The organism is Streptomyces sp. NPDC059248, assembly GCF_042753905.1.
Taxonomy (GTDB): domain Bacteria; phylum Actinomycetota; class Actinomycetes; order Streptomycetales; family Streptomycetaceae; genus Streptomyces.
The window spans coordinates 1-19,905 of sequence record NZ_JBHYZV010000039.1 but is presented as its reverse complement, the minus strand read 5'-3'; the positions used below and the strand labels follow the sequence as shown (position 1 = coordinate 19,905).

Sequence of the window (19,905 nt, the reverse complement as noted above, 5' to 3'; positions counted from 1 at the left end):
GCCGGGACCAGAGGAGAAGCAGATGTCCGACCAGCACAAGGCATCGGGAGAGCCCTCCGGCCGACCGGCGGGATCCGCCGCCGAACCCGACGCCGAGGCCGTCGCCGCCGACCTCTTGGGCGGGGGGAAGCCCCGCAACGGCTCCGGAGCCCCGGCGGAAGAGGCCGGGGACCCTCCGGAGGCCGGGTCCGGCGAAGAGGGGCGGTCCGCCGGGGGGACGCGGAGTACGGAGTCCGGTACGTCCGGTACGTCCGGTGCCGCCGAGGAACCCAAGGCCGAGGAGCCCAAGGCTCAGGACCCCGAGGCTGAGGAGCCCAAGGCCGCGACGACCACCGCGTCCACCTCCGGGACCACCGCGACCGCGACCGCCGCCGGGGCGACGGCCGCCGCGCGGGCGGCGGGCACCCGCCGGGGTGCCACGGCGGCCGCCGCTTCCGCCGCCGGGACCACAGGACCCGACGCCCGCGAACCCGGCCGGATCAGCAAGCCGGTACTGGCCGGTGCCGCCATGGTGGGCGTCCTGCTGGTCGCCGTCCCGCTGCTGATCATGGCGACCGACAAGGACGAGGAGAAGAAGGCCGTCAACACGAGTGCGGCCGAGCACATCCTGAACGACGAGGACGACCCCGCGGGCGCGTTCGTCGCCGAATCGCCGTCCCCCTCCCCCTCCCCGTCGAAGGCGAAGAAGCCGGAGCCGGGGAAGGGCCCGGCGGACGGGGTGAAGGGCGACCCGAAGGCCGGGTCCGGGACCGGCGGGCAGGCCGCCGTCCCGCCGGCGGGCTCCGGGTCCGGGGCGACCGCCGGGAAGACGGACCGGCCGAAGGCGAAGACGCAGCCGAAGCCGAAGGCGAGGGCGAACGCGGGGACGGGCGCGACGGGCGATCTGCCGTCCGTACTGACCCGGGTACTGATCAAGAACAACACCAACGGCACCTGTGTGGATATCCCCGGCTACAGCAGTGGTCGGCCGGACACCGAGGTCCACCACTTCACCTGCAACAACACCAGCGGCGACAACCAGTTGTGGAGTGTCGAGCAGCGCTACGCCACGGCCGGACCCGGCGGGGTGCCGCTCTTCCAGATCCGCAACGTCATGGACAGCATGTGCCTGGATCTGCCCGGCAACCATGGCGTCGGCGGGGCGACAGGAGTCACCGAGTACCCCTGCGACGGGACCACCAAGGACAACCAGCTCTGGTGGCTCGACAAACGGGCGGACGGCAAGTACTGGATCCGCAACTATGCCAGCAACAACCAGTGCCTGGACTCCTACGGCCGCGACGAGAAGGAGCGCCAGCTGATCATCTGGCCGTGCGCGCCCGAGGGGCAGAACAACCACGAGTGGATCTTCACCCGTTCCTGAGCGCGCGGCGCAGCACGATCCACCGGTCACCGTCGCGGAGCAGGAGAAGGTACGGCGGCGGTACGGCGACCGCGCCCGTTCCGCCGCCGGGCAGCGGGACGACCGTGCCGTCCGCAGCCGCCGTCGCCGCCGTCACCCCGAGCGCGCTCACGGCGGCGGCCAGCAGCGGAAGCAGCGGCAACTCGGCGCCGGGACCCCCGAGAGCCGGGTCGGCCAGCAGCAGCCGGAGTCGTACGGCCGCACCCGCGGCGATCTCGGCGGCCGGGAGCAGATCGCCGAGCAGGGTGCCCTGGGCGCGCTGTGCGCCGGTCAGGACCTGGCCCGCGCGCTCCAGCAGGGGCAACGGGACCACGGCCGACCGGTCCAGCGGCGGGACGGCGTCGTCGGTGAGCGCGTCGTCGTCGACGACACCCGCCAGCCAGTCGCGGAAGGCCGCGCTCCGGTCGGGCTCCGCCGCCGGGAGGAGCGCGGCCAGCGGCGGCCGGTCGCCGAGCGCCGCCAGTACGGCGGCCTCCGCCGCGCGTCCGGGGCCGGGTTCAGGGCCGGATCCCGCCCCGGCGGGCACCGGAAGCGGGGCGTACCGGACACCGCCGAGGACGGCACCACCGTCGTCGGTGCGCCGTAGCGCGGCCGCCTCCGTCGTTCCGAGAGTCGTTGCGGACGTCGTTCCGGATGTCGTTCCGGACGGGACGTTGCGCGGCGGTACGACCCCGGGCGGGGCCGGCGGCGCGGCGGACAACGAACCGAGCAGCGAGCCGGCCGCGCCGACGCCCTCCGCGCGGCGCGCCTCGTCCAGCGCGGCGGTGCCGAGCGCCAGTTCGCGCAGGGTGGTGCTCTGCCGGGCGGTCTGCTCCGCCAGTTCGTCCCGCAGTTCGCGCACGGCCCTCTCGACGGTGTGCAGTTGGTCCCGGTGGGTGTCCCGGAGCCGGGCCCGCCGGGCGACGGTGCGTTCGGCGGTGTCCCGTACACGAGTTGTCTCCGCGACCGAGGCTTCGGCCTCCCGCCGGCGGCGGTCCCGCTCGGCACGGGCCAGGTCGAGGGCGTGGGCGGCCTCGGTACGGGCGGTGTGCGCGGCGGCCTCGGCGGTGGCCCGGCCCCGGTGCCGCTCGGCCAGGGCCCGCCAGGTGTCGTGGGCGGCGGCGGCACGTCGGCGGAGCGCGGCGATGGTGTCGGCCGACGGGGCGTCGCGTTCGGCATTATCCGCCTCGGCATCGCGCGCCTCGGCGTCGGCCCGCCGCCAGTCGGCCTCGGCACGGTCGACCTGGGGGCGTGTGGGCAGTGCCTCGGCGTCGCGTACCGCCGATTCGGTACGGGCGTGCGCCTCTTCCGCCGCGCGTACGGCCCGGGCGGTGTCCCGGCGTACGGTGTCGGCGGCCGATACGGCGGCGCGATGCGTGGTCCCGGCCTCGTCGTGCGCGGTACGGGCGGCGGCGAGCGCGGCCTCCGCGGTCCGTAGCTCCCCGGTGGCGGCCGCCGACTCCGCGATCCGGTCGCGGAGTTCGGCGGCGGTCCGCTCCTGGGCGGTGACGGCGCCGTCGTGAAGGTCGGCGGACTCCTGCCAGGCGCGCCATCCGGCCCGGGTCGCGGGGGTGGCGTCGACGAGGGTGCCGTCCGCGCCGAACGGCCAGTGCCGGGGGCCGTCGTCGGTCCTGACTACCATCTCCACCGGCCGTCCCGACCGTACGGCGGTACGGGATGCGGCGTAGACGGCGCGGGCGAGCCCGTCGCCTCCGGGGTCCGTACCGAGGACGAGCCAGAACCGGGCGGCCGGGTCCCGGGGGTCGATCCCGGCGGCCAGCGCGTCCGGCAGTTCGGTCAGCGGATGCCGGGTCCAGTCGCGCAGATCGGCCGCGGACCGCCCGGCGAGCGACGCGGGTACGTCGTACTCCCCGGCGTGCGGGCGGGCGGCGGTCACCCCGTGGCCGAGCACGTCGTGCTCCCCGAGCCGTACGACGGCGCCGCCGCTGACCCAGCGGATCCCCTCCGGGCCCTCGACGGTGACGACGACGTCGACGAGCGTCTCGTGGCTCCGGGTGCCGGGCCGGTCGGCGGGGGCGGTGGCGCGGCCGGTGCGCAGCCGGTTGAGCCGGGCACCGGTGGCGGTGCCGCCGTAGCCGGAGGTGTGCGGCTGCTGGGCCGCGAGCGGCAGTGTGAGCGCGAACAGCTGCCGGCCGCCACTGTTCAGGGCGAAGGTGCTCTGGTTGGTCAGGGCGAAGGAACCGCCCGAGGAACCGGTGGCGTTGGAGCTCCGGCCCTGGCGGCGGACCCGGTCGACGGCGACGTCGGCGCTGTCGGTGACGGACCGGGGGTCGTACAGGGCGATGGAGAGTACGGGGGGTTCCCCGGGCCCTGTCAGGGGCCAGCTGCCCGGCATCCGCGGGGTGAGTCCGGCGCCCGTACGGGGCGGGTCGACGCCGAGCCGTCCGGTCTGGACGAGTTCGCCGAGCCGGGCGGCGGCGGCCTCGGCGGAGACGTCGGCGGGCAGACCCCAGTCGGCTGCGGTCCCGGGGGCGACCTCGCGCAGCGCCCGGACCAGCTCCGGGACACCGTTGAAGTGGAAGGCGGGGGTGGGTCCCGTGGGCACCAGCCGGGCCGCCCCGGAGACCGGCCCCCGGGCGGCGTCCCGGCCGGTGTCCTGTGCGCTGTCCGGGCCGGTGCGGACGGGGTCGTGGGTGTGCAGTCCCGGTGGCAGCGGGCCACGGACCTCGGGCGGCGGCGCGGACTCCGCTCCGGCGAACCGCAGGACGGCGGAGGCCGGGACGGTGATCCGGCTCTCCGGGAGTCCGGTCAGCAGCCGCCGTACCCAGCCGGCGAGGCGGGCGGCAGCCGGGCCGTCGAGACCGGCGAAGGTCAGCAGTCCGGCCTGGAGCATTCCGCCGGGCAGTTGGGCGGGCCATTCGGTGATCAGCCGGGACCGTACCGTCGCGGTCAGGACATAGTCCACGTCCTCGAAGTCGCCGACGGTGTCGGTACGGGTCCACAGCCGGTCCTCACCGGTGCGGTCGTTGCGCGCGGTACGGACCCGCTGATGTGTCAGGGCGATGGCGGGGCCCTCGCGGTCGGCCCGGCCGGCGACCCCGGGGCGCGGGAAGCGGGAGACGGGGGCCGCCGTCGTCTGATGGGCCCGGGTGACGGTCCGGATGTCGGCCCGGTCGTTCGGCGCGTGCGACTGGGTCTGTTCGAGGCCGGCGGCGGCCACCGGACGGCCGCGCAGCTCGCGCAGGGCGACCGTACCCAGCAGGGGCTCGGCGGCCAGCACCACCTCGACCAGCCGGGCGCCGCCGTACGCGGCGTGGACGAACTGGAACGAGGAGCCGCCGGGACCCCGGCCCGGCAGCGACTGCAATGCGGCGGGTTCGGTACGGCGGGCGATCTCGGTGGCGACACCGGGCAGATGGGAGGAGTGCCCGGGGCGGGTGGCGCCGGGTGCCTCCCGCTCCACCAGCAGGGACAGCTCGGTGCCCAGCCGGTCGCGCCGCTCCGCGCGCCGCCGTACGTCGTCGAGCTGGGTCAGCGACAGTACGGTGCCGAGGCCGAGCGCGCGGGTACGGGCGAAGGCGTCCGGCGGCGGGAGGGTCGGCGCGGCCGGCACCGCGAGCGTCACCCCGGGGAAGCGGTACCAGTGGGCGTAACGGGCCAGCATCGCCTCGGGGGTGAGGAAGGTGATCGCCTCGGGCAGATCGACGGCGACCGTCACCGGGGCCGGTTCGCCCAGGCCGAAGGTGTTGCCGAGGGCGTTCCGCACCCCGCGGCGGACCGTGATCAGCAGGGTGGCATGGGCGCCGATCAGATGGTGCGTACCGGTATGGGAGTGGACCCGGGTGACCTTGGTGATCGCGGTCCCCGATCGCGCCCTGTCCGTACGGCGGATGTAGGAGTGCCGCAGGCTCGGATTGAACTGGTGGACCAGGGCGGCCGGATCGGCGGGCGCAGTCTGCAAGCCGGTGAGGGCGCCCGTGAACTGGTGGGCCCGGCCGATGCCGTGCAGCTGCCCGGCGGATCCCCCGGACAGTGCCGACCGCTCGGTGTAGAGACGGGTGGCGCCCAGATGGCGGGGCTGGTGCAGATAGCCCTGGATCGTCACCTGGAGTACCTCGTCGGCGGCCATTCCTGGCAGGGTGACCGCGTCCAGGACGTACCGTCCGCCGAGGATCTGCGAGGTCCGCGCGATCATCTGGGCGGGCCGGACGGCGGCCTGCCGGGCCTCGGCGGCGAGGGTGCCGGGGTCGTTGCGGGCCGCGCCGAGCGCCCCGGCCGACAGCCGCTTGTAGGTCGCGGCGCCCCCGAGGCGAGACATCCGGGCGGCCCGGGACAGGGGGGAGCCCAGCAGCGCGCCGACCTCGTTGACGGGCCCCCGCCAGTCGGCGGGCAGGCTCTGGCGGGCGAGTTCGAGGGTGCGGCGCGTTCCGTCGCCGACCCGTCCGGCCGTGTCGGAGAGCGCGGTGCCGGTGGACCTGGCGGCCCGGGTGAGGGGCCCGGGACCGGGGTGGCCGGGCTGGGTACCCGCGATGATCTGCGACAGCGCGTCCATCACCGCGGCGGTGACCCGGAAGCCGTCGACGAAGGATCCGGCGGGGAGCGGGACGGTCCCGGGGACCGGGCGCCCCTCGGTGTCGGTGAGGCCGAGCCGCCGCAGATCGTCGCGGTCCGAGCCGTCGGCGACCGGTTCCCGCACCACATGGGCGGGTCGGGCGCCGGGCGCCGGTGCCCCGGCTGCGGGGTGGGTGACATGGTGCCGGACGAGGAGGGAGAGCGTGCCGGGGACACCACCCGGCGGCGGGGCGCCGGGCCCGAGCGGTACGAGGGCGACGGCGCCGCCGCCCGTCCCGTCGTCCCCGGTCCCGCCCTCCTCGGTCCCGTCGCCGGCGGGGTCGTCGCCGGCGGGCTCGTCGGCGAATCGGATCAGGGGCGTGGCGTCATCGCCCTCGTACAGGTCGAGTTCGACGACGAGGGGCAGATCGAACACGTCGCCGCCGTCACCGTCGTCCCCCGTCGCCAGCAACAGCTGTTCGACGCCCGTGGTGTCCCCGACGGAGACCAGGTCCGTGCTCTGGCCCGTCGCCGTGTACTCGGGCCCGCCCGTCACCGTGCCCCCGCCGTCGGCGACGGGGAAGCCGAAGGCGAAGCCGCCGCCGCCGGAGCCGCTGAGGGCGGTGGCCCGCTGCCGGGCGCCGCCCGCCTCGTAGTTGGCGGAGCCCAGCGGATGGACCCCCGGCAGCCGCCGGAGGTGTTCGGCGCGGCGGCCCGGGTCGCGCCGGGCGGACAGCCGCAGCCGTACCCGGCGGGTCGTACCGGCCGTGGCGGGCCGCTCGAAGAAGAGATGGTGCCCGCCGTCGACCGCCTCCGGCATCGCCAGGGCGAGACCCAGCCGGGTACGGAACCGGCTCCACCGCCGCAGCCCGGCCAGCCGGGCCCGGCGCAGCGGTTCGTCCAGTACCGGCAGTACCGGCGTGAGGCCGGGGGCGGGTGCCGTGTCGGGCGGCAGAAAGCCCTGGGCGCGCAGCCAGGTGTCGGCCCGGTCCAGCGCGGCCGTCAGACCGGGGCTTTCGACCCGGAACGGCAGCTCGCCGGGCCCGATGCTGTCGAGCCGCTCCAGCCGTGCGGACAGCGCCCTTATCTCGTCGCCCACCGGCCGGTGCCCCGTCATGGTGGCGCGGGACGGCATCAGCAGCTCCACCCCGTCCTGCCAGGGGCCGAAGGCGGCGTCGGTCCGGCCGCCGCCCGCCCGGTGCAGAACGACCTCGTAGACGACCCCGGCGGGGGTCAGCAGCTGGCCGCCGGTGGTGAAGCCGCCGTGCGACAGCGTCACATTGGCCGTCCCGATCAGGTTCTCGTCGACCTTCCAGGCGCCGCCGAAGCGGCCCAGCAGTCCGATCGAGAACCGGGGTTCGGTGCCGGTCTCGCCGGGTCCGCGGCCCGGGGTGAAGGTGGGGCCTCCCGCGACATCCACCCCGATACCGCTGCTGAGCTGCGCGGACTGCTCCAGGGACGTACCACGCCCGAGGAAGACCTCCAGGGAGAGTTTGTCGTCGGGGGCGCGCAGCAGTGGACGGCCCGGGGTGAACCGGGCGATGAGCTGGAGCACACCGACGGCGTTGTCGTCGGAGTCGGCGAGTACCGGCGAGAAGACCCCGCCGTCCGTCTGCGGCAACGCGGTGCCGCGCCCGAAGAGTTCCGCGAAGAAGTCGTCCAGGGCGCGGGCGGAGCCGGGGCCGAGGTTCCGCAGCTCGGCGAAGTCCGGTTCGGCGAGCACTTCGGAGCGCAGCCGGCCCGGATGGGCCAGCGACTCCACACCCCACAGCGGCAGATCGTCCAGCGGCCCGGGTTCGGGCAGCCCGGCCGGTCCCGTGCCGTCGCCGACGGCACGGTGCTCGGGGAACCAGCCGGTGAGCGGCCCGTGGGAGCGTTCGGGCGACCACTGGCCGTGGGTTTCGCCCGGGGCGTCCACCCGGATCTGCCACAGCCCGTCGAGATCGAGCGGACGGGCCGGTTCCTTCGCGAAGTGCTTGCTGTTGATCTGGAAGGTCTCGCCGACGGTGAGGGTCTGGGTCAGCTGGTTGTGGGTGAGGCTGGTGGTGACGCTGATATCGCCCAGGCGGAGGGGTCCGGACGCGACCTGGTGGTTCAGCGACCACGGCAGTGTGACGGTGCGGTACGTGCCCCAGCTCTCGGCGGCGGTATGCCCCTGGCTGCCCTCGGCCCGGCGCTCCACCTGGGCGTCGGGCGGGGTGAGGTTTCCGGCGCCGTGGTATCGAGGAGAGTGCCGGGCGTTACGGTGCGCCAGCCGGATGTCGACGGTACGGTCCCGGCCCTCGTGGCGCACGGTGATCCGGTGGCCCCGGCTGTCGCGCAGCCGCGGCCGGTGCTCCTCGATGTCCTCGGCCGTCAGCAGTCCGGCGAGCCGGGACCGTACGGCGTCGGCGTCCGGGGTGCCGTCGGGGATGCCGAGGGCGTCGGTGATCTGCCGGTACAGACCGTCGAGTACGGCTCGCGGGGTGCGTTCGAAGAGGACGAGCCCGATCCGGCCGTCGTGACGCTCGCCGTACGAACGGGCGTAGGGGGACAGCTCGGGCAGCACGGGCAGCGCGGGGGGTTCGGGCGCGGTCGGTCGAGCGGTCTGCCGAGCGGGGGACGGCGGGGCCGCCGCGGGGCCCTGCGGCCGGGGGCCGCCGGTGGCGGCGTGCCACAGGGCGCGCGCCCCGTACTTCTTCCGCCGACCGCCCGCCGCGGGGGCCGGGATCTCCGGATGGGGCTGCGGCTGATGGCTGCCCGTGGCGGCGTGCCACAGGGCGCGTACCGCCGTGTACTTCCTCCGTCCGCCGCCCGGGGCGGTTGGCGGAGCGTCCGGGTGCTGCGGCACCGCGTTACCGCCGGTGGGTCCCTCCCACAGCTCACGCATGTCCTCGTAAGCGTCGCTCCCGTCGCCCGGCTCGCCTTCGGCTACGTCCCACAGGGCGCGGGCGCGGGCCAGCGCCTCGTTGTGGGCCCCGGTGGCGTGGACCGGGTTGACCGGCGAGGGCCGCCGGGGGCCGGGGCCGTACAGCCGCCGCAGCAGGGGGTAGAGCCCGGGCTGGTGCTCCTCCACCCACTCCGGGCCGCCGTTGTTGCGGGGCAGTCCGGTGAACTGGTCGGTGCCCTTGTTGGCCCGCAGATAGACATTGGTGAGCTGGGCGAAGAACTCGTTCTCGTTGAGGCTGCTGTAGTTGGGCAGGCTGCGCTCGCCGTCCTCGTCGTACCCGTAAAGGGCGCCGTCGGGCCAGGCACCCGCCTCGCCCAGCGCGTCGGTCGCCTCGAAGGCGTCGGTTATCGACCGGCGGTCGGCGGAGTCCAGGACGTGCAGATGGAGGGTGTGGGCGACCTCGTGGAGCGTTGTCGAGTAGCCGTCTTCGTAGGGTTCCTCGTCGCCGGTCTCGGGCTGCTCGCCGAGCAGGTTCTCCTCGGTGACGGCGGCGGTGTGCCGGCCCATGCCGCGGACGTCGTCCCAGGACCTGCCGTCCTCGGTCGTCCGGCCCTTCAGGTCCTTGAAGGCGTCCAGGGACGTCATGGGCCGGTCCCGGGGCACCACCACGACCCGTGAGCCGCCCTTGACCAGCCGGGCCGTGACATCCGGGTCGCGCAGCAGCCGGGCGATCTCGGTCCGCGCCGTCTCGCGGGCGGAGACCGGCTGGTGGACCCCGTCCGGAATCTGGATGATCAGGTCGGCCGCGGTGGTGGCGAACTCGTCCGGGGTGAGGGTGTCGCGCAGCGTGTCGACGAGTGCGGGGCTGTTGGCCAGCCGTTCGCGGTGGTCCGGGGTGAGCCGGGCGATGGCGTGGGTGCGCTCCGTCTTGGACATGCCGGGCAGCCGGGTGGCGAGGGTCCGGACCGGATCGGCGACGACTTCGGGCAGGACACGCAGTTCGGCGGCGAGCGCGGCCAACTCGGTCCGCAACCCCGGCAGGTCGGACTCGTCGACCCCGAGCGCCGTCCAGATCTCCTCGTGCCCGGTCAGGGCGCCGGGATCCAGGGCGGCGTCGAGCAGCTCACTCAGCCGTACGGAGAGGGCGGGGGCGGCCCCGGGAGGCGCGGCGGTCCGGTAGGCGTCCCCGGCGGACCGCAGGAGCGCGGCGGCCCGGGGGCCTTCGGCGGGGGTGCGGCCGAGCGCCCACAGCAGATCGAGGAGGTCCCGGTCGCGCAGGTCCCGGTCGGTTCCGGTGGCCAGGGCGAGCGCGGCGTCGGCGACGGAATCCGCCGGTGCGGGGAGGGTGAAGCCATCGGCCGTGACGGTGGCGGCGGGCGGGTCGCCGACGGCGATCCGGACGGTGACACCGTCCACCGAGAGGGCGACGACGGTCCCGCCGTCGTCCGGGGCTGGCAGGGGATGGATTTGCGCGTCGGGCAGCTCGCGCTCCAGTGCCGCGCGGAGGTCGTCGGCCGACGGCGGCCCGGCGGAGAACACCCGGAAGTCCACGGCGTTCAGGGGGCGGGGGTTGTCGAACTGCACCACACCGCGCGCGGCACCGGCCAGCACCGCGGGACGGCCGAGGCCGTGCAGGGCGAGGGCGACGTACTGTCCGACCTCCAGTACGGGGTCGGGGTGCGGCGGGACGGTCAGGCCCGCCGACGGGGTCGGCACGGCGAGAGGGGGATACATCCCGGCTCGACGGGAGCCGGAACCCGGTACAGGCCCCGGGCCGCCGGAGTTCGTACCGGAGTCCGAGTCGGAGTCGGAGTCCGTATCGAGGTCACTGTCCGGACCGGTGGCGGCGTTGTCGATGCCGTCGCCGTCGTCGTTCAGCAGGGCGCGGGCGTGGGCCAGTCCCTCGTTCATGCCCTGGGTCGCCACGACCGGGTTGACCTTCAAGGGGCGTGCGGGGCCGGGGCCGTACAGCCGTCGCATCAGGGCGTACAGGGCGGGGTGCTTCGCCTCCACCCACTCGGGGCCGCCGTTCTCGCGCGGCGCCCCGGTGACGGGGTCGTTGCCCGTGTTGGCCCGCAGATAGACATTGGTGAGCTGGGCGAAGAACTCGTACTGGTTGAGGCTGCTGTAGTTGGGACCCCTGCGCAGGCCGGTCCTCGGGTCGCGGGCGTACAGCGCGCCGTCGGGCCAGGCGCCCGCCGCGCCCAGGGCGGAGGTGGCTTGGTAGGCGTGGTTGATCAGTCCGAGGTCGCCGTAGTCCAGACCGACCCGGTGGACGATATGGGAGACCTCGTGGAACGTGGCCGAATAGCCGTCGGGGAGATGCTTCACCCCGCCGATCGTGGTGTGCTCGCCGAGCAGGTTCTCCTCACTCACGGCGGCGTGCAGCGTGGCCACGCCGCGCATGGTGTGGAAGCACCGGCCGTCGGACCCGGTCCGGTGCTCCAACTCCTTGAAGGCGTCCAGGGATGTCACGGGCCGGTCCCGGGGCACCACCACGACGCGTGAGCCGAGCTTCACCAGCCGGGCCGTGACATCCGGGTCGCGCAGCAGCCGGGCGACCTGCTCACGGGCGGCCTCGCGGGCGGAGACCGGCTGATGGACCCCGTCCGGGATCCGGATGATCAGGTCGGCGGCGGTGGTGGCGAACTCGGCCGGGGTGAGGGTGTCGCGCAGCGCGTCGACGAGTGCGGGGCTGTTGGCCAGCCGTTCGCGGTGGTCCGGGGTGAGCTGGGCGATGGCGTGGGTGCGCTTGCCCTCGGACATGCCGGGCAGCCGGGTGGTGAGGGTCCGGACCGGGTCGGCCACGACCTGCGGCAGGACACGCAGTTCGGCGGCGAGCGCGGTCAACGCGTCCACCAGCCGCTCTTCGTCGTCGTCCGAGGCTTCGTTGTCGGCCCAGAGCACCTCGTGGTGGTGCAGGTTGTCGGGGTCCAGGGCGGCGTCGAGCAATTCACTCAGCTGTACGGCGACGGTGGGGGCGGCCCCGGGAGGCGCGGCGGTCCGGTAGGCGTCCTCGACGAGCCGGAGGAGGCCGGCGGCCCGGGGCCCTTCGGCGGGGGTGCCGCCGAGCGCCCACAGCAGATCGAAGAGGGTCTCTTCGCGGGATGTCCGGTCGGGCGCGGTGGCCAGGGCGAGGGCGGTGCGGGCGAGGGAATCGGCCGGTGCGGGCAGGGTGAAGCCGGGAGCCGTGGCGAAGCCCGTGGGCGGGGTGCCGACGGTGATCCGGATATCGACTCCGTTCACCGTCAGGAGCAAGGCCCCGGCCCGGTTCCGGCGGGGCAAGGTGACGACCGGGTCTCCCGGCAGCCGCTCCAGCTCCCGGCGGAGGTCGTCGACGGCGGGCAGACCGGTCGCGACCAGCTCGAAGTCCACGGTCAGCAGCGGGCGGGGATTGCCGAACTGGACCCGGGCGCGCGCGTCACCGGCCAGTAGCGCCGGATAGCCGATGCTGTGGAGCAGCCGGCCGACACCGGATCCCACGGCCAGCATGTAGTCGGGGTGGGGTTTGACGATCACCCCCGTTGACTGCGACTGCGGCTGTTCGGACTCGGACTCCGGGTCGCTGTCGCTGTTGCTGTCGGAGTCCGGCTCGGACGGCAGGGCCAGGGCCGTGACGAGTGGACGCGGGACATCAGGTCGGGTGGCCGTCCGGATCCGGTCCGGGGCGTCGGACGAGGTCGGGAGCGGTCGGCTCGGTCCGAGGTCGGGTCCTTCGGACTCCAAGGACGGGCGGACGACGGGAGGAACGGTCTCCGGCCCGGCCGCCGTGACGGCATCGGTGACGGACTCGGCGGTCCGCAGCGCCTCGGGGGTGATCAGCGGGCCGCCGGCCGGGTCGGCGGTGGGGGTGAGGCCCGCGCGGCGGAGCAACTGGCTCAGGACGGTGACCGCGTTGTCGGCGCGGCGCCGCTCGCGCTCGGCGGGGGTGAGCCCGGGATCGTCGCCGTACAGCCGGATGTGCTGCTGGGAGGAGGGGGCGGGATGGTCCGTGGCGGAGATCTCGACGGCGTCGGCGGCGTTCGGGGCGATCAGTACGGAGAGGTCGACATGGAGCTGGTCGCCGGAGCGCGGCAGCGGCAGGCCGTGATTGACCTCCGTGTCCAGCAGGACGCGTACCCGCTCCCGCAGATCGTCGAGGTCGACCCCGGTGGGACCCGTGAGGCCGGGGCCCGGGCGGATCGGGACGTCGAGCGAGAGGGCGCGTACCCAACGGCCGTCGTCGGCCCGGACTCGCCGCACCTCGGTGTCGACGGTGGTGGACTCGCGGTTCTCCACCGACGCGTCGGCCCTGTCGGTCTCGGGGGCGGCCGGTATCCCGGTCCGTACGACGTCGGCGGGCGCCGCGTCCTGGCGGGACCGCCACTGCTCGGGCCGGACCGGATCGGTGATCGGCGACTGCGGGACGGGCGGTGCGGTGACGGAAGGGCCGGTGCCGGTGCCGGTTCCGGTGCCGTCCGGGGTGGGGTTGTCCTCCGGGGAGCCGTCACGCGGGGAGCCGTCAGGCGTCTGCTGCCGCTGGGCGGGTTCGGCGCGGCGTCCGTTGTCCGTGGACTCCCCGGTCGGGCGGTCGGGTCCGGTACGCGAAGAGCCGGGCGGGGTGTGCTCGCCGAGGGTGTCCGGCCGCAGCCCGCGCGAGCCGGGCCCGTCCGAGCGCCCCCCGGTGGCGGGCGCGGCCGACGACGGCGTGGTGGTGCCGCGATCGGCCCCGGACGGGGATACCGGGGTCGTGACGGGCGAGGTCGTGGCGCCGGGGCCGGGGGCGGGGGCGAGCAGCGGCGGGGTGACGAGTGGGGTGTCGCGGCTGCCGGTCCCGCCCCCGGAGGCGTACGGCGAGATGCCGCCCGGCGGCGGGCCGTCCGTGCGGAACGGGTCGATCCCGCCGGTCAGCGGCTCCGGAAACGGGATGTCGACCGGCGTCGGCGGGCCGGAGACCGGCGGGGGGACGACCACCGGCGGTACGGCGGTGCGGACCGGCACGGGCGGCACGGGCGGTACGGGCGGCGGCGACGAGTGATCGCGTGGCGGCGGGGGACCGTCGGACGACGTCGTGGTGACGGTGGTGCCCGGTGTGGTCTTCGGGGTGTGGACGACGGCGTTGCCGCCCCCGCCGCCGAGAACGGTGTTCGGGCCCGGCGGCGGGTTGTAGGTGGTGAAGACGTTCCGGCCGTCGAAGAACTTGCTGTTGAGATTCTTGGCGATCTGGTCCAGGGCACCGCTGAGGATCATCTCGGTGACGGCGCTGAGACTGCCGCCCGCCATCGACAGGAGATCGAACTTCCAGCGGTTGTCGAAGAGTCCGTTCACCAGGAACTCGGCGAAAGCCTCACTCGGGCCCTCGCTCGCCGCGTTGCGGAAGACGTCTCCGCCGAAGACACCCCACTTGTTGTCGCCGAAGTTCCGGAACTGCCTCTTGAAGATGTCGCCGATGAGATCGGAGATGCCGGAGCCGAAGAATCCGGCGAGACCGCCCACCGCCAGGGACTTCAGGATGTCCCGGCCGTCGATCCCGTCGGGGCGGCGCGGGCCGTCGTTGAGGGTGAGCATCGCCAGCCGTACGGCGAGCGTGGTCAGCGCCTCCTGCAACGCCTCGCTCAGCGCCGGCAGCAGATTGGTCTGATTGAGCAGCCGCTGCATGATGGTGAGCACCGCCACCGTCGTGCGCGCCTTGGCGGTGGCGGCCTGGCTGAACGACAGACCGCCGGTGAAGAACGAGAGCGCCGCGATGACCGCCAGCTCGGCCAGCAGGATCAGGGCCTCGGCGATGATCTCGTACTTGGACTCCATGATCTTCTGGGACTGCTTGATCCGGTTGCCCGAGACCTGGTTGATCTGTTCCGCCAGCTCCCCGAGCAGATCCTGGCCGCCCGCACCGGTCAGCGGGGCCAGCGCCTCCTTGAAACTGGCCGCGACCTGCGGCGGCAGCGCCCCGTCGACCTTGTTCAGCAGATCGGTGATCTCACTCCGCAGATCGAGGACCTGCGCCGACTTGTCGTCATAGGGAATGGAGCTGGAGAACGCCATGTCGGACGACGCCTGCAACGGCAGTTCGCCGAGCAGGACGAAGAGGATGTAGCGGGCCTCTTCGGGGAACTCGATACTGTCGGGGATCAACGGTCAGTGCTTTCCGCCACCCGCGCCGCCGCCCCCGCCCACCGGGTCGGGCCCGTTCCCCAGCCGGCCGATGTCGTCCAGATTCTCGGACTGGGTGGAGTTGATCTTCCGCAGCGCCGCGAAGTGGCCTTCGACGGAGCCGTCGAAGCCCTCGGCGACCAGATTCAGCCCGTCCAGGACGTACTGGTACTCGCGGTCCGCCTGCGGGCCCGCCTCCTGGGCGTACTCGTCGTTCACGCCGTACCACATCGACGTCGGCGCCACCGCCGCCGGGAAGTCGTTCGCGACCCCCTTGAGCCGCTTGGCCAGCGTCCGGGCCTCGGAGATGAACGCCGACAGCCGGGCGGGGTCCGCCTCGAAATACGGTCCGTGTCCGTAACTCATCAGTGTCAGTGCCCCTTCTTCCGGTCCCCGGGACGGGGCACGGGCGCCCCCTCCTCGCCGTCCTCGGTGATCTCGTCGCGCAGCCGGTCGCTCGCGCCGCCCCGCCCGGCGCCGGCCGGGCCCCGCTCGGCGGAGTCCAGCAGCGGACCGAAGACCTCGCCCCAGTCGACCCCGGAGCCCTCGATCCGCGGCTGGTCGCCGACCGTCTCGGAGAGCGGCTGGAAGGTGTCGAGCACCGTACGGGCCATCTCCGCCTGCCCCTGCCGGGCCGCCTCGATCACCGCCGCCGAGAGCTGGGCGGCGCCCATCGTGCGGTACTTGCCGTCGAGGAACCGCAGATCGGCCAGTTGGCCCTGGGCGTTGACGGTGACCTCGACGCTGCGGTCCCCGGACCGTACGGTCACGGCGGCACCGCGCAGCCGCCGTTCGGCGTCGGCCACGGCCCGCTGGGTCCGCTCCAGCCGGGCCACCGCCTCGGCCAGCCGCTCCCGGATGGGTTCACTCATCTCTCGTCCTCCGAAGTCCCGATTCCGGGGTGGTCCCGTATCCCGGTAGTCCCGCGCACCGGTTCAGCGCCCGATGACGGCGGGGGCGCCGCCCTCGTCCGTACCCCAGACGTCTTCGTCCTCGTCCAGCCAGGAGGTCCGCTCGCGGTCGCCGCTCTCGGTCTGCTGACCGGCACCGCCGCCACCCGCCGGCGGCATGAACGGCATTCCACCGGAGGCCGTGGCCAGCGAGCCGCGGCCCGCGGCCGAGACCTCGTCCTGCCCCCGTCCGCCCCGGCTGTGCCGAGTGGTGACCGGCCTGCCGTCGTCGACCACCCCGCGGACGCGTTCGCCCTCGGCGCCGCCGCCGCTGGTCCCGCCGTTGATCCGGGTGCCCATGGGGAGCATCGGCATGCCCATCCCCGCGCCGCTGCCGCCGCCCATGCCGTAGTTGCCGCCCCCGCCGCCCGTGCCGCCCCCGGACTCGGGGACGCGGTCGTACAACTCCTCCTCGTAACCGCCGCCGGAGTAGTCGGGCGAGTAGAGGGCTCCGCCGCCCGACGAGGTCGAGCCGCCGCCCAACTGGGTGGGGAGCGTCTCGCCCGGGTCGATGGGGGTGGTCACCCTGGTGCCGTCGGGCAGATCGTTGGTGAGCGTCCCCCGGTCGGGGTCGAGGACGCTGCGGGATCCGTCGGGCAGGGTGGTGGTGAGGCTGCCGTCCTCACCGAGCCGGGTGACGCCGCCGTCGGGGTTGGTGATCGAGTCGCCCGGCCGCAGGGTGTCGATGACGGTGGAGCCGTCCGGCCGGGTGGTGACCACCTCGCCGCCCGGCAGATCGATGGTGCGGGACGAGCCGTCGGGGTAGTCCGTGGTGACCGAGCCGTCGGGATTGAGCGTGATGGTGCCGGAACCGGCGCCGTCGGGCAGCCGCAGCCCGTCGGGTACCGGGGCGTCGGGCCCGCCCCGACCCGGGGCGCCGGAACCCGGATCGACGTCCCGGCCGAAGTCCCGCAACTGCCGCTCGGCACGCTCCTCGGCCTCGGTCTGCTTCTGTTCCTGTTCGGCGCGGAGCTGTTCCTGCCGGGCCTGCTGCTCGGCTTCCTTGCGCTCCTGTTTCGCCTCGGCCTCGGCCTGCTTCTGTTCCTGTTCGGCGCGGAGCTGTTCCTGCCGGGCTTCCTGCTCGGCTTCCTTGCGCTCCTGTTTCGCCTCGGCCTCGGCCCGCCGCTCTTCGGCCTCCTGCCGCTGTTCCTCCTGCTCGGCCTTGTACTCGGACTCGGTACGGATCCGCTGCTGCTCGGCCTCGGTCTGCTTCCGCTCCTGCTCGGCTTCCTTCTGTTCCTGCTTCTGTTCGGCTTCGGCCTGTTCGGCCTCCGCCTCCCGTTCCTTCTCCTCCTGTTTCCGTTCCTGCTCGGCTTCCTTCTCCGCCTGCTTGGCCTCGGCCTCGGCCTGCTTCGCCTCTTGTTCGGCTTCCTGCTCGGCCTGTTTCGCCTCGGCTTCCGCCTGCTTGCGCTCCTGCTCCTCGCGCTGCCGCTGCTGATCGGCGCGGGACTGGTTCATCAGGAGCAGTTGCCGGTCCTGGGCCTCCCGCTCCTTCTGCTCCTGCTTGGCTTCCTGTTCCGCCTGCTTCTCCTCGGCCCGCCGCTCGGCCTCGGCCTGTTCGGCCTCCTGCTCGGCCTGCCTCTGCTCCTGCTTCGCCTCTTGCTCGGCCTGCTTCTGCCGCTGCTCGGCTTCCTTCTGTTCCTGCTTCTGTTCGGCTTCGGCCTGTTCGGCCTCCGCCTCCCGTTCCTTCTCCTCCTGCTTGCGCTCCTGCTCGGCTTCCTTCTCCGCCTGCCTCGCCTCGGCCTCCGCCTGCGCACGGCGGGCCCGCTCCTCAGCCTCCAGCTGCCGCTGCTCCGCGCGCTGCTCCGCCTCGCGCTGCCTGCGCTCGGCTTCCTCCTGCGCGAGCCGGGCCCGCTCCTCGGCCTCCCGCTGCTTGCGGTCGGCCTCCTCCTTGGCGAGGCGTGCCTTCTCCTCGGCCGCGTGCTCCTTGCGGTCGGCCTCCTCCTTGGCCAGCCGGAGCTTCTCCTCCGCGTCCGCCTTCGCCTTCAACGCCTCGGCCCGGTCCCGGGCGGCCTGGTCCTTGGCGAGCTGATTGGCCAGATCGATCGAGACGGTGGTCACCTTCTCGGGGAACTTCTGGCCGTTGAAGGCGTTCTCGACATCGATGAGGGCCTGTTTGCCCGCGGCGGACAGGACGTCCTGAACGGACTGCTGCCAGCGCCGGACGGCCTCCTCGCCGATCTTCTTCCAGGTGTCCTTCTGCTCCAGCATCCCGTAGGGACTGACCGCGCCCGAGAAGCCCTCGTACTTGACGTAGTGGTAGCCGGTGAGGCTGTATCCGCGCGGGCTGTAGGTCGGCTTGTATCGGACCTTGGTGATGTTGTGGCGCCAGATGTGGTCGGTGAGGTCCAGCAGGACATCGTGCAGCCAGCGCAGCGGATTGCCGGTCAGCAGCTGCCAGGTGTCCCATTTGCCGTGGAGCTTGGTCGCGGCCGCCAGGACATCGCCGCGGAAGCCCCGCAGATCGTTCCCGTATGTGGAGTTGACGGTCCCCGAGACCGGGAACTGCTTGCTGTACGACTCGTAGGTGCGTACCAGACCGTGCACGAGGTCCTTGAACACCCCGGCGGCCTGGCCCTTCCAGGCCGCCTCCTGCTTCCCGAGGTCGTACTCCCAGTCCTTCAGCTCCCGCAGCCGGGCCGCGAAGAACTGGGCCACCCGGTCGAACGCCTGGGCGTTGCGGGTGAAGGACTCCAGATCGACCGCGTCCGCGTCGTGCACCGGAAGGTCGTTCCAGCTGAAGTGCAGAGTGCTGCTGTGGTGCAGCAACTGCTCCAGCGCCTTTCCGCCGCCGTAGCTGTACTGGGCGAGCGCCTTGTTGCTCCAGACCGTGTCCTTGCTCTGCCCCTGGAAGTCCTTGCCGAGGCCGCTCTTGAACTCCCCGCCCTGGACGACACCGCCAGCGGGCGCGTCATCGGTGCCCGAGGTGCCGAGCAGGGTGATCCGGGCCTTCTTCATCTTCACCTTGGTGTCCACCGCGGCTTCGGCGATCGGCCCGCCCTTGCCCGAGTAGAACGGGATCACGAAGTCGGTGTTCTCCACCCGCCAGCCGGAGTTCTCCGTCCGCCACTCCAGGTCGTCCACGGCGTCGACGATGGCGTTGGACGGCTCCCCGTCGTGGTCGGAGAACTCCACCCGCATCAGGGGAATCGAGTCATTGCCCACCAGGGAGCCGAACAGGGTCTCGCGCTTGGGCATGACATAGCCCGTGAGCACCTGGACGGCGGTGTGCCAGTAGTCGTCGACGGAGTTGGCGGGGTACACGACGTTCTCGGCCACGAGGGGGATCTCCGGGCATCGGGTCGGGACGGTACGGGCCTACAGACGTACGGATGTACGGATGTACGGGGGAGGGCCCCGGTGCGGCGGCGGTCAGTCGTCCTTGTCGCCGCCTTTGCCCCCGCCTCCGCTCCCGCCGCTCTGGTCACCGTTCAGCCGGGACTCCACGTCCTCGAAGACGTCCAGGAAGTCCTGGCCGTCGATGCCGGTCAGATTGTTCGCCTGGGTGCCGAACAGCGTCTCGATACTGGATTCGAGATTGGTGGCGAGGTCCTTGAAGAGCCCGGTCTGCTCCTCGTAGATCTCGGTGAGCCGGTCGGCCGACTTGCCGATCGCCTGATTGAGGGCGAGCCCCTTGCCGTGCAGATGCTCCTCCTTGAGCATCAGCCCGATCATCAGGGGACGCGACGAGCCATAGGTGGCGAAGTCGTGTTTGCCGGAGTAGTCCGTGTCCCCGATCAGCTTGCCCATCGAGGGGCCGAACGTCGGATCGTCCAGGGCGATCTTGCGCAGGTCCTCCTGGAACGGCTCGACACGGTCGCGCAGAAACGCCTGCAGACCGGCCTTGTCCATACTCAGCTTGCCGGTGTCCGGATCGGGGTCTTTCGCCATGGCACGTCTCCTGGGACGGGGAGTCGGGGTGGTGCGCCGCGGGGGGGCCGCGGCCCGGCCCCCCCCCCCCACCAACCCCCCACAAAAAAACCCCCCCACCCACGCGGCGGGGGGATTAAAAAAAAAAAAAAACCCCCAAACAAAACTTAAAAAAGATTGTAAGAGGAGGT

The 19,905-nt window shown here is 73.2% G+C and carries 6 protein-coding genes; 1 reads left to right on the top strand and 5 read right to left on the bottom strand.

Annotated features, from left to right (window positions below):
• Positions 1 to 22 precede the first annotated feature (22 nt).
• Positions 23 to 1,363, top strand: a complete 1,341-nt coding sequence (locus ACFXG1_RS18480) for a ricin-type beta-trefoil lectin domain protein (protein ID WP_384743581.1) — start codon at positions 23 to 25, stop codon at positions 1,361 to 1,363.
• Here ACFXG1_RS18480 and ACFXG1_RS18475 read toward each other — a convergent pair.
• The 5 genes from ACFXG1_RS18475 to ACFXG1_RS18455 form a co-directional block, all read right to left on the bottom strand.
• Positions 1,350 to 14,876, bottom strand: a complete 13,527-nt coding sequence (locus ACFXG1_RS18475; protein ID WP_384743578.1) for a hypothetical protein — start codon at positions 14,874 to 14,876, stop codon at positions 1,350 to 1,352. The genes ACFXG1_RS18480 and ACFXG1_RS18475 overlap by 14 nt on opposite strands.
• Before the next feature lie 3 nt (positions 14,877 to 14,879).
• Positions 14,880 to 15,260 carry a hypothetical protein gene (locus ACFXG1_RS18470; RefSeq protein ID WP_384713608.1) on the bottom strand — a complete coding sequence of 127 codons (381 nt, stop codon included), beginning with the start codon at positions 15,258 to 15,260 and terminating at the stop codon, positions 14,880 to 14,882.
• Positions 15,261 to 15,265: 5 nt separating this feature from the next.
• A complete protein-coding gene (locus tag ACFXG1_RS18465) occupies positions 15,266 to 15,766 on the bottom strand; it encodes a YbaB/EbfC family nucleoid-associated protein (RefSeq protein ID WP_384713611.1) in 501 nt (166 codons plus the stop codon).
• A 63-nt stretch (positions 15,767 to 15,829) separates the two neighbouring features.
• Positions 15,830 to 19,123: an AAWKG family protein gene (locus ACFXG1_RS18460; RefSeq protein ID WP_384743572.1), complete on the bottom strand. Its 3,294-nt coding sequence runs from the start codon at positions 19,121 to 19,123 to the stop codon at positions 15,830 to 15,832.
• 93 nt (positions 19,124 to 19,216) lie between these two features.
• Entirely contained in the window at positions 19,217 to 19,735 is a 519-nt protein-coding gene (locus tag ACFXG1_RS18455; protein WP_384718558.1) for a type VII secretion system-associated protein, read from the bottom strand.
• Between the last annotated feature and the right edge of the window lie 170 nt (positions 19,736 to 19,905).

Coding starts and splice junctions, on each gene's coding strand:
- ACFXG1_RS18480 (WP_384743581.1), top strand. CDS start 23: ATGTCCGACCAGCACAAGGCATCGGGAGAGCCCTCCGGCCGACCGGCG.
- ACFXG1_RS18470 (WP_384713608.1), bottom strand. CDS start 15,260: ATGAGTTACGGACACGGACCGTATTTCGAGGCGGACCCCGCCCGGCTG.
- ACFXG1_RS18465 (WP_384713611.1), bottom strand. CDS start 15,766: ATGAGTGAACCCATCCGGGAGCGGCTGGCCGAGGCGGTGGCCCGGCTG.
- ACFXG1_RS18455 (WP_384718558.1), bottom strand. CDS start 19,735: ATGGCGAAAGACCCCGATCCGGACACCGGCAAGCTGAGTATGGACAAG.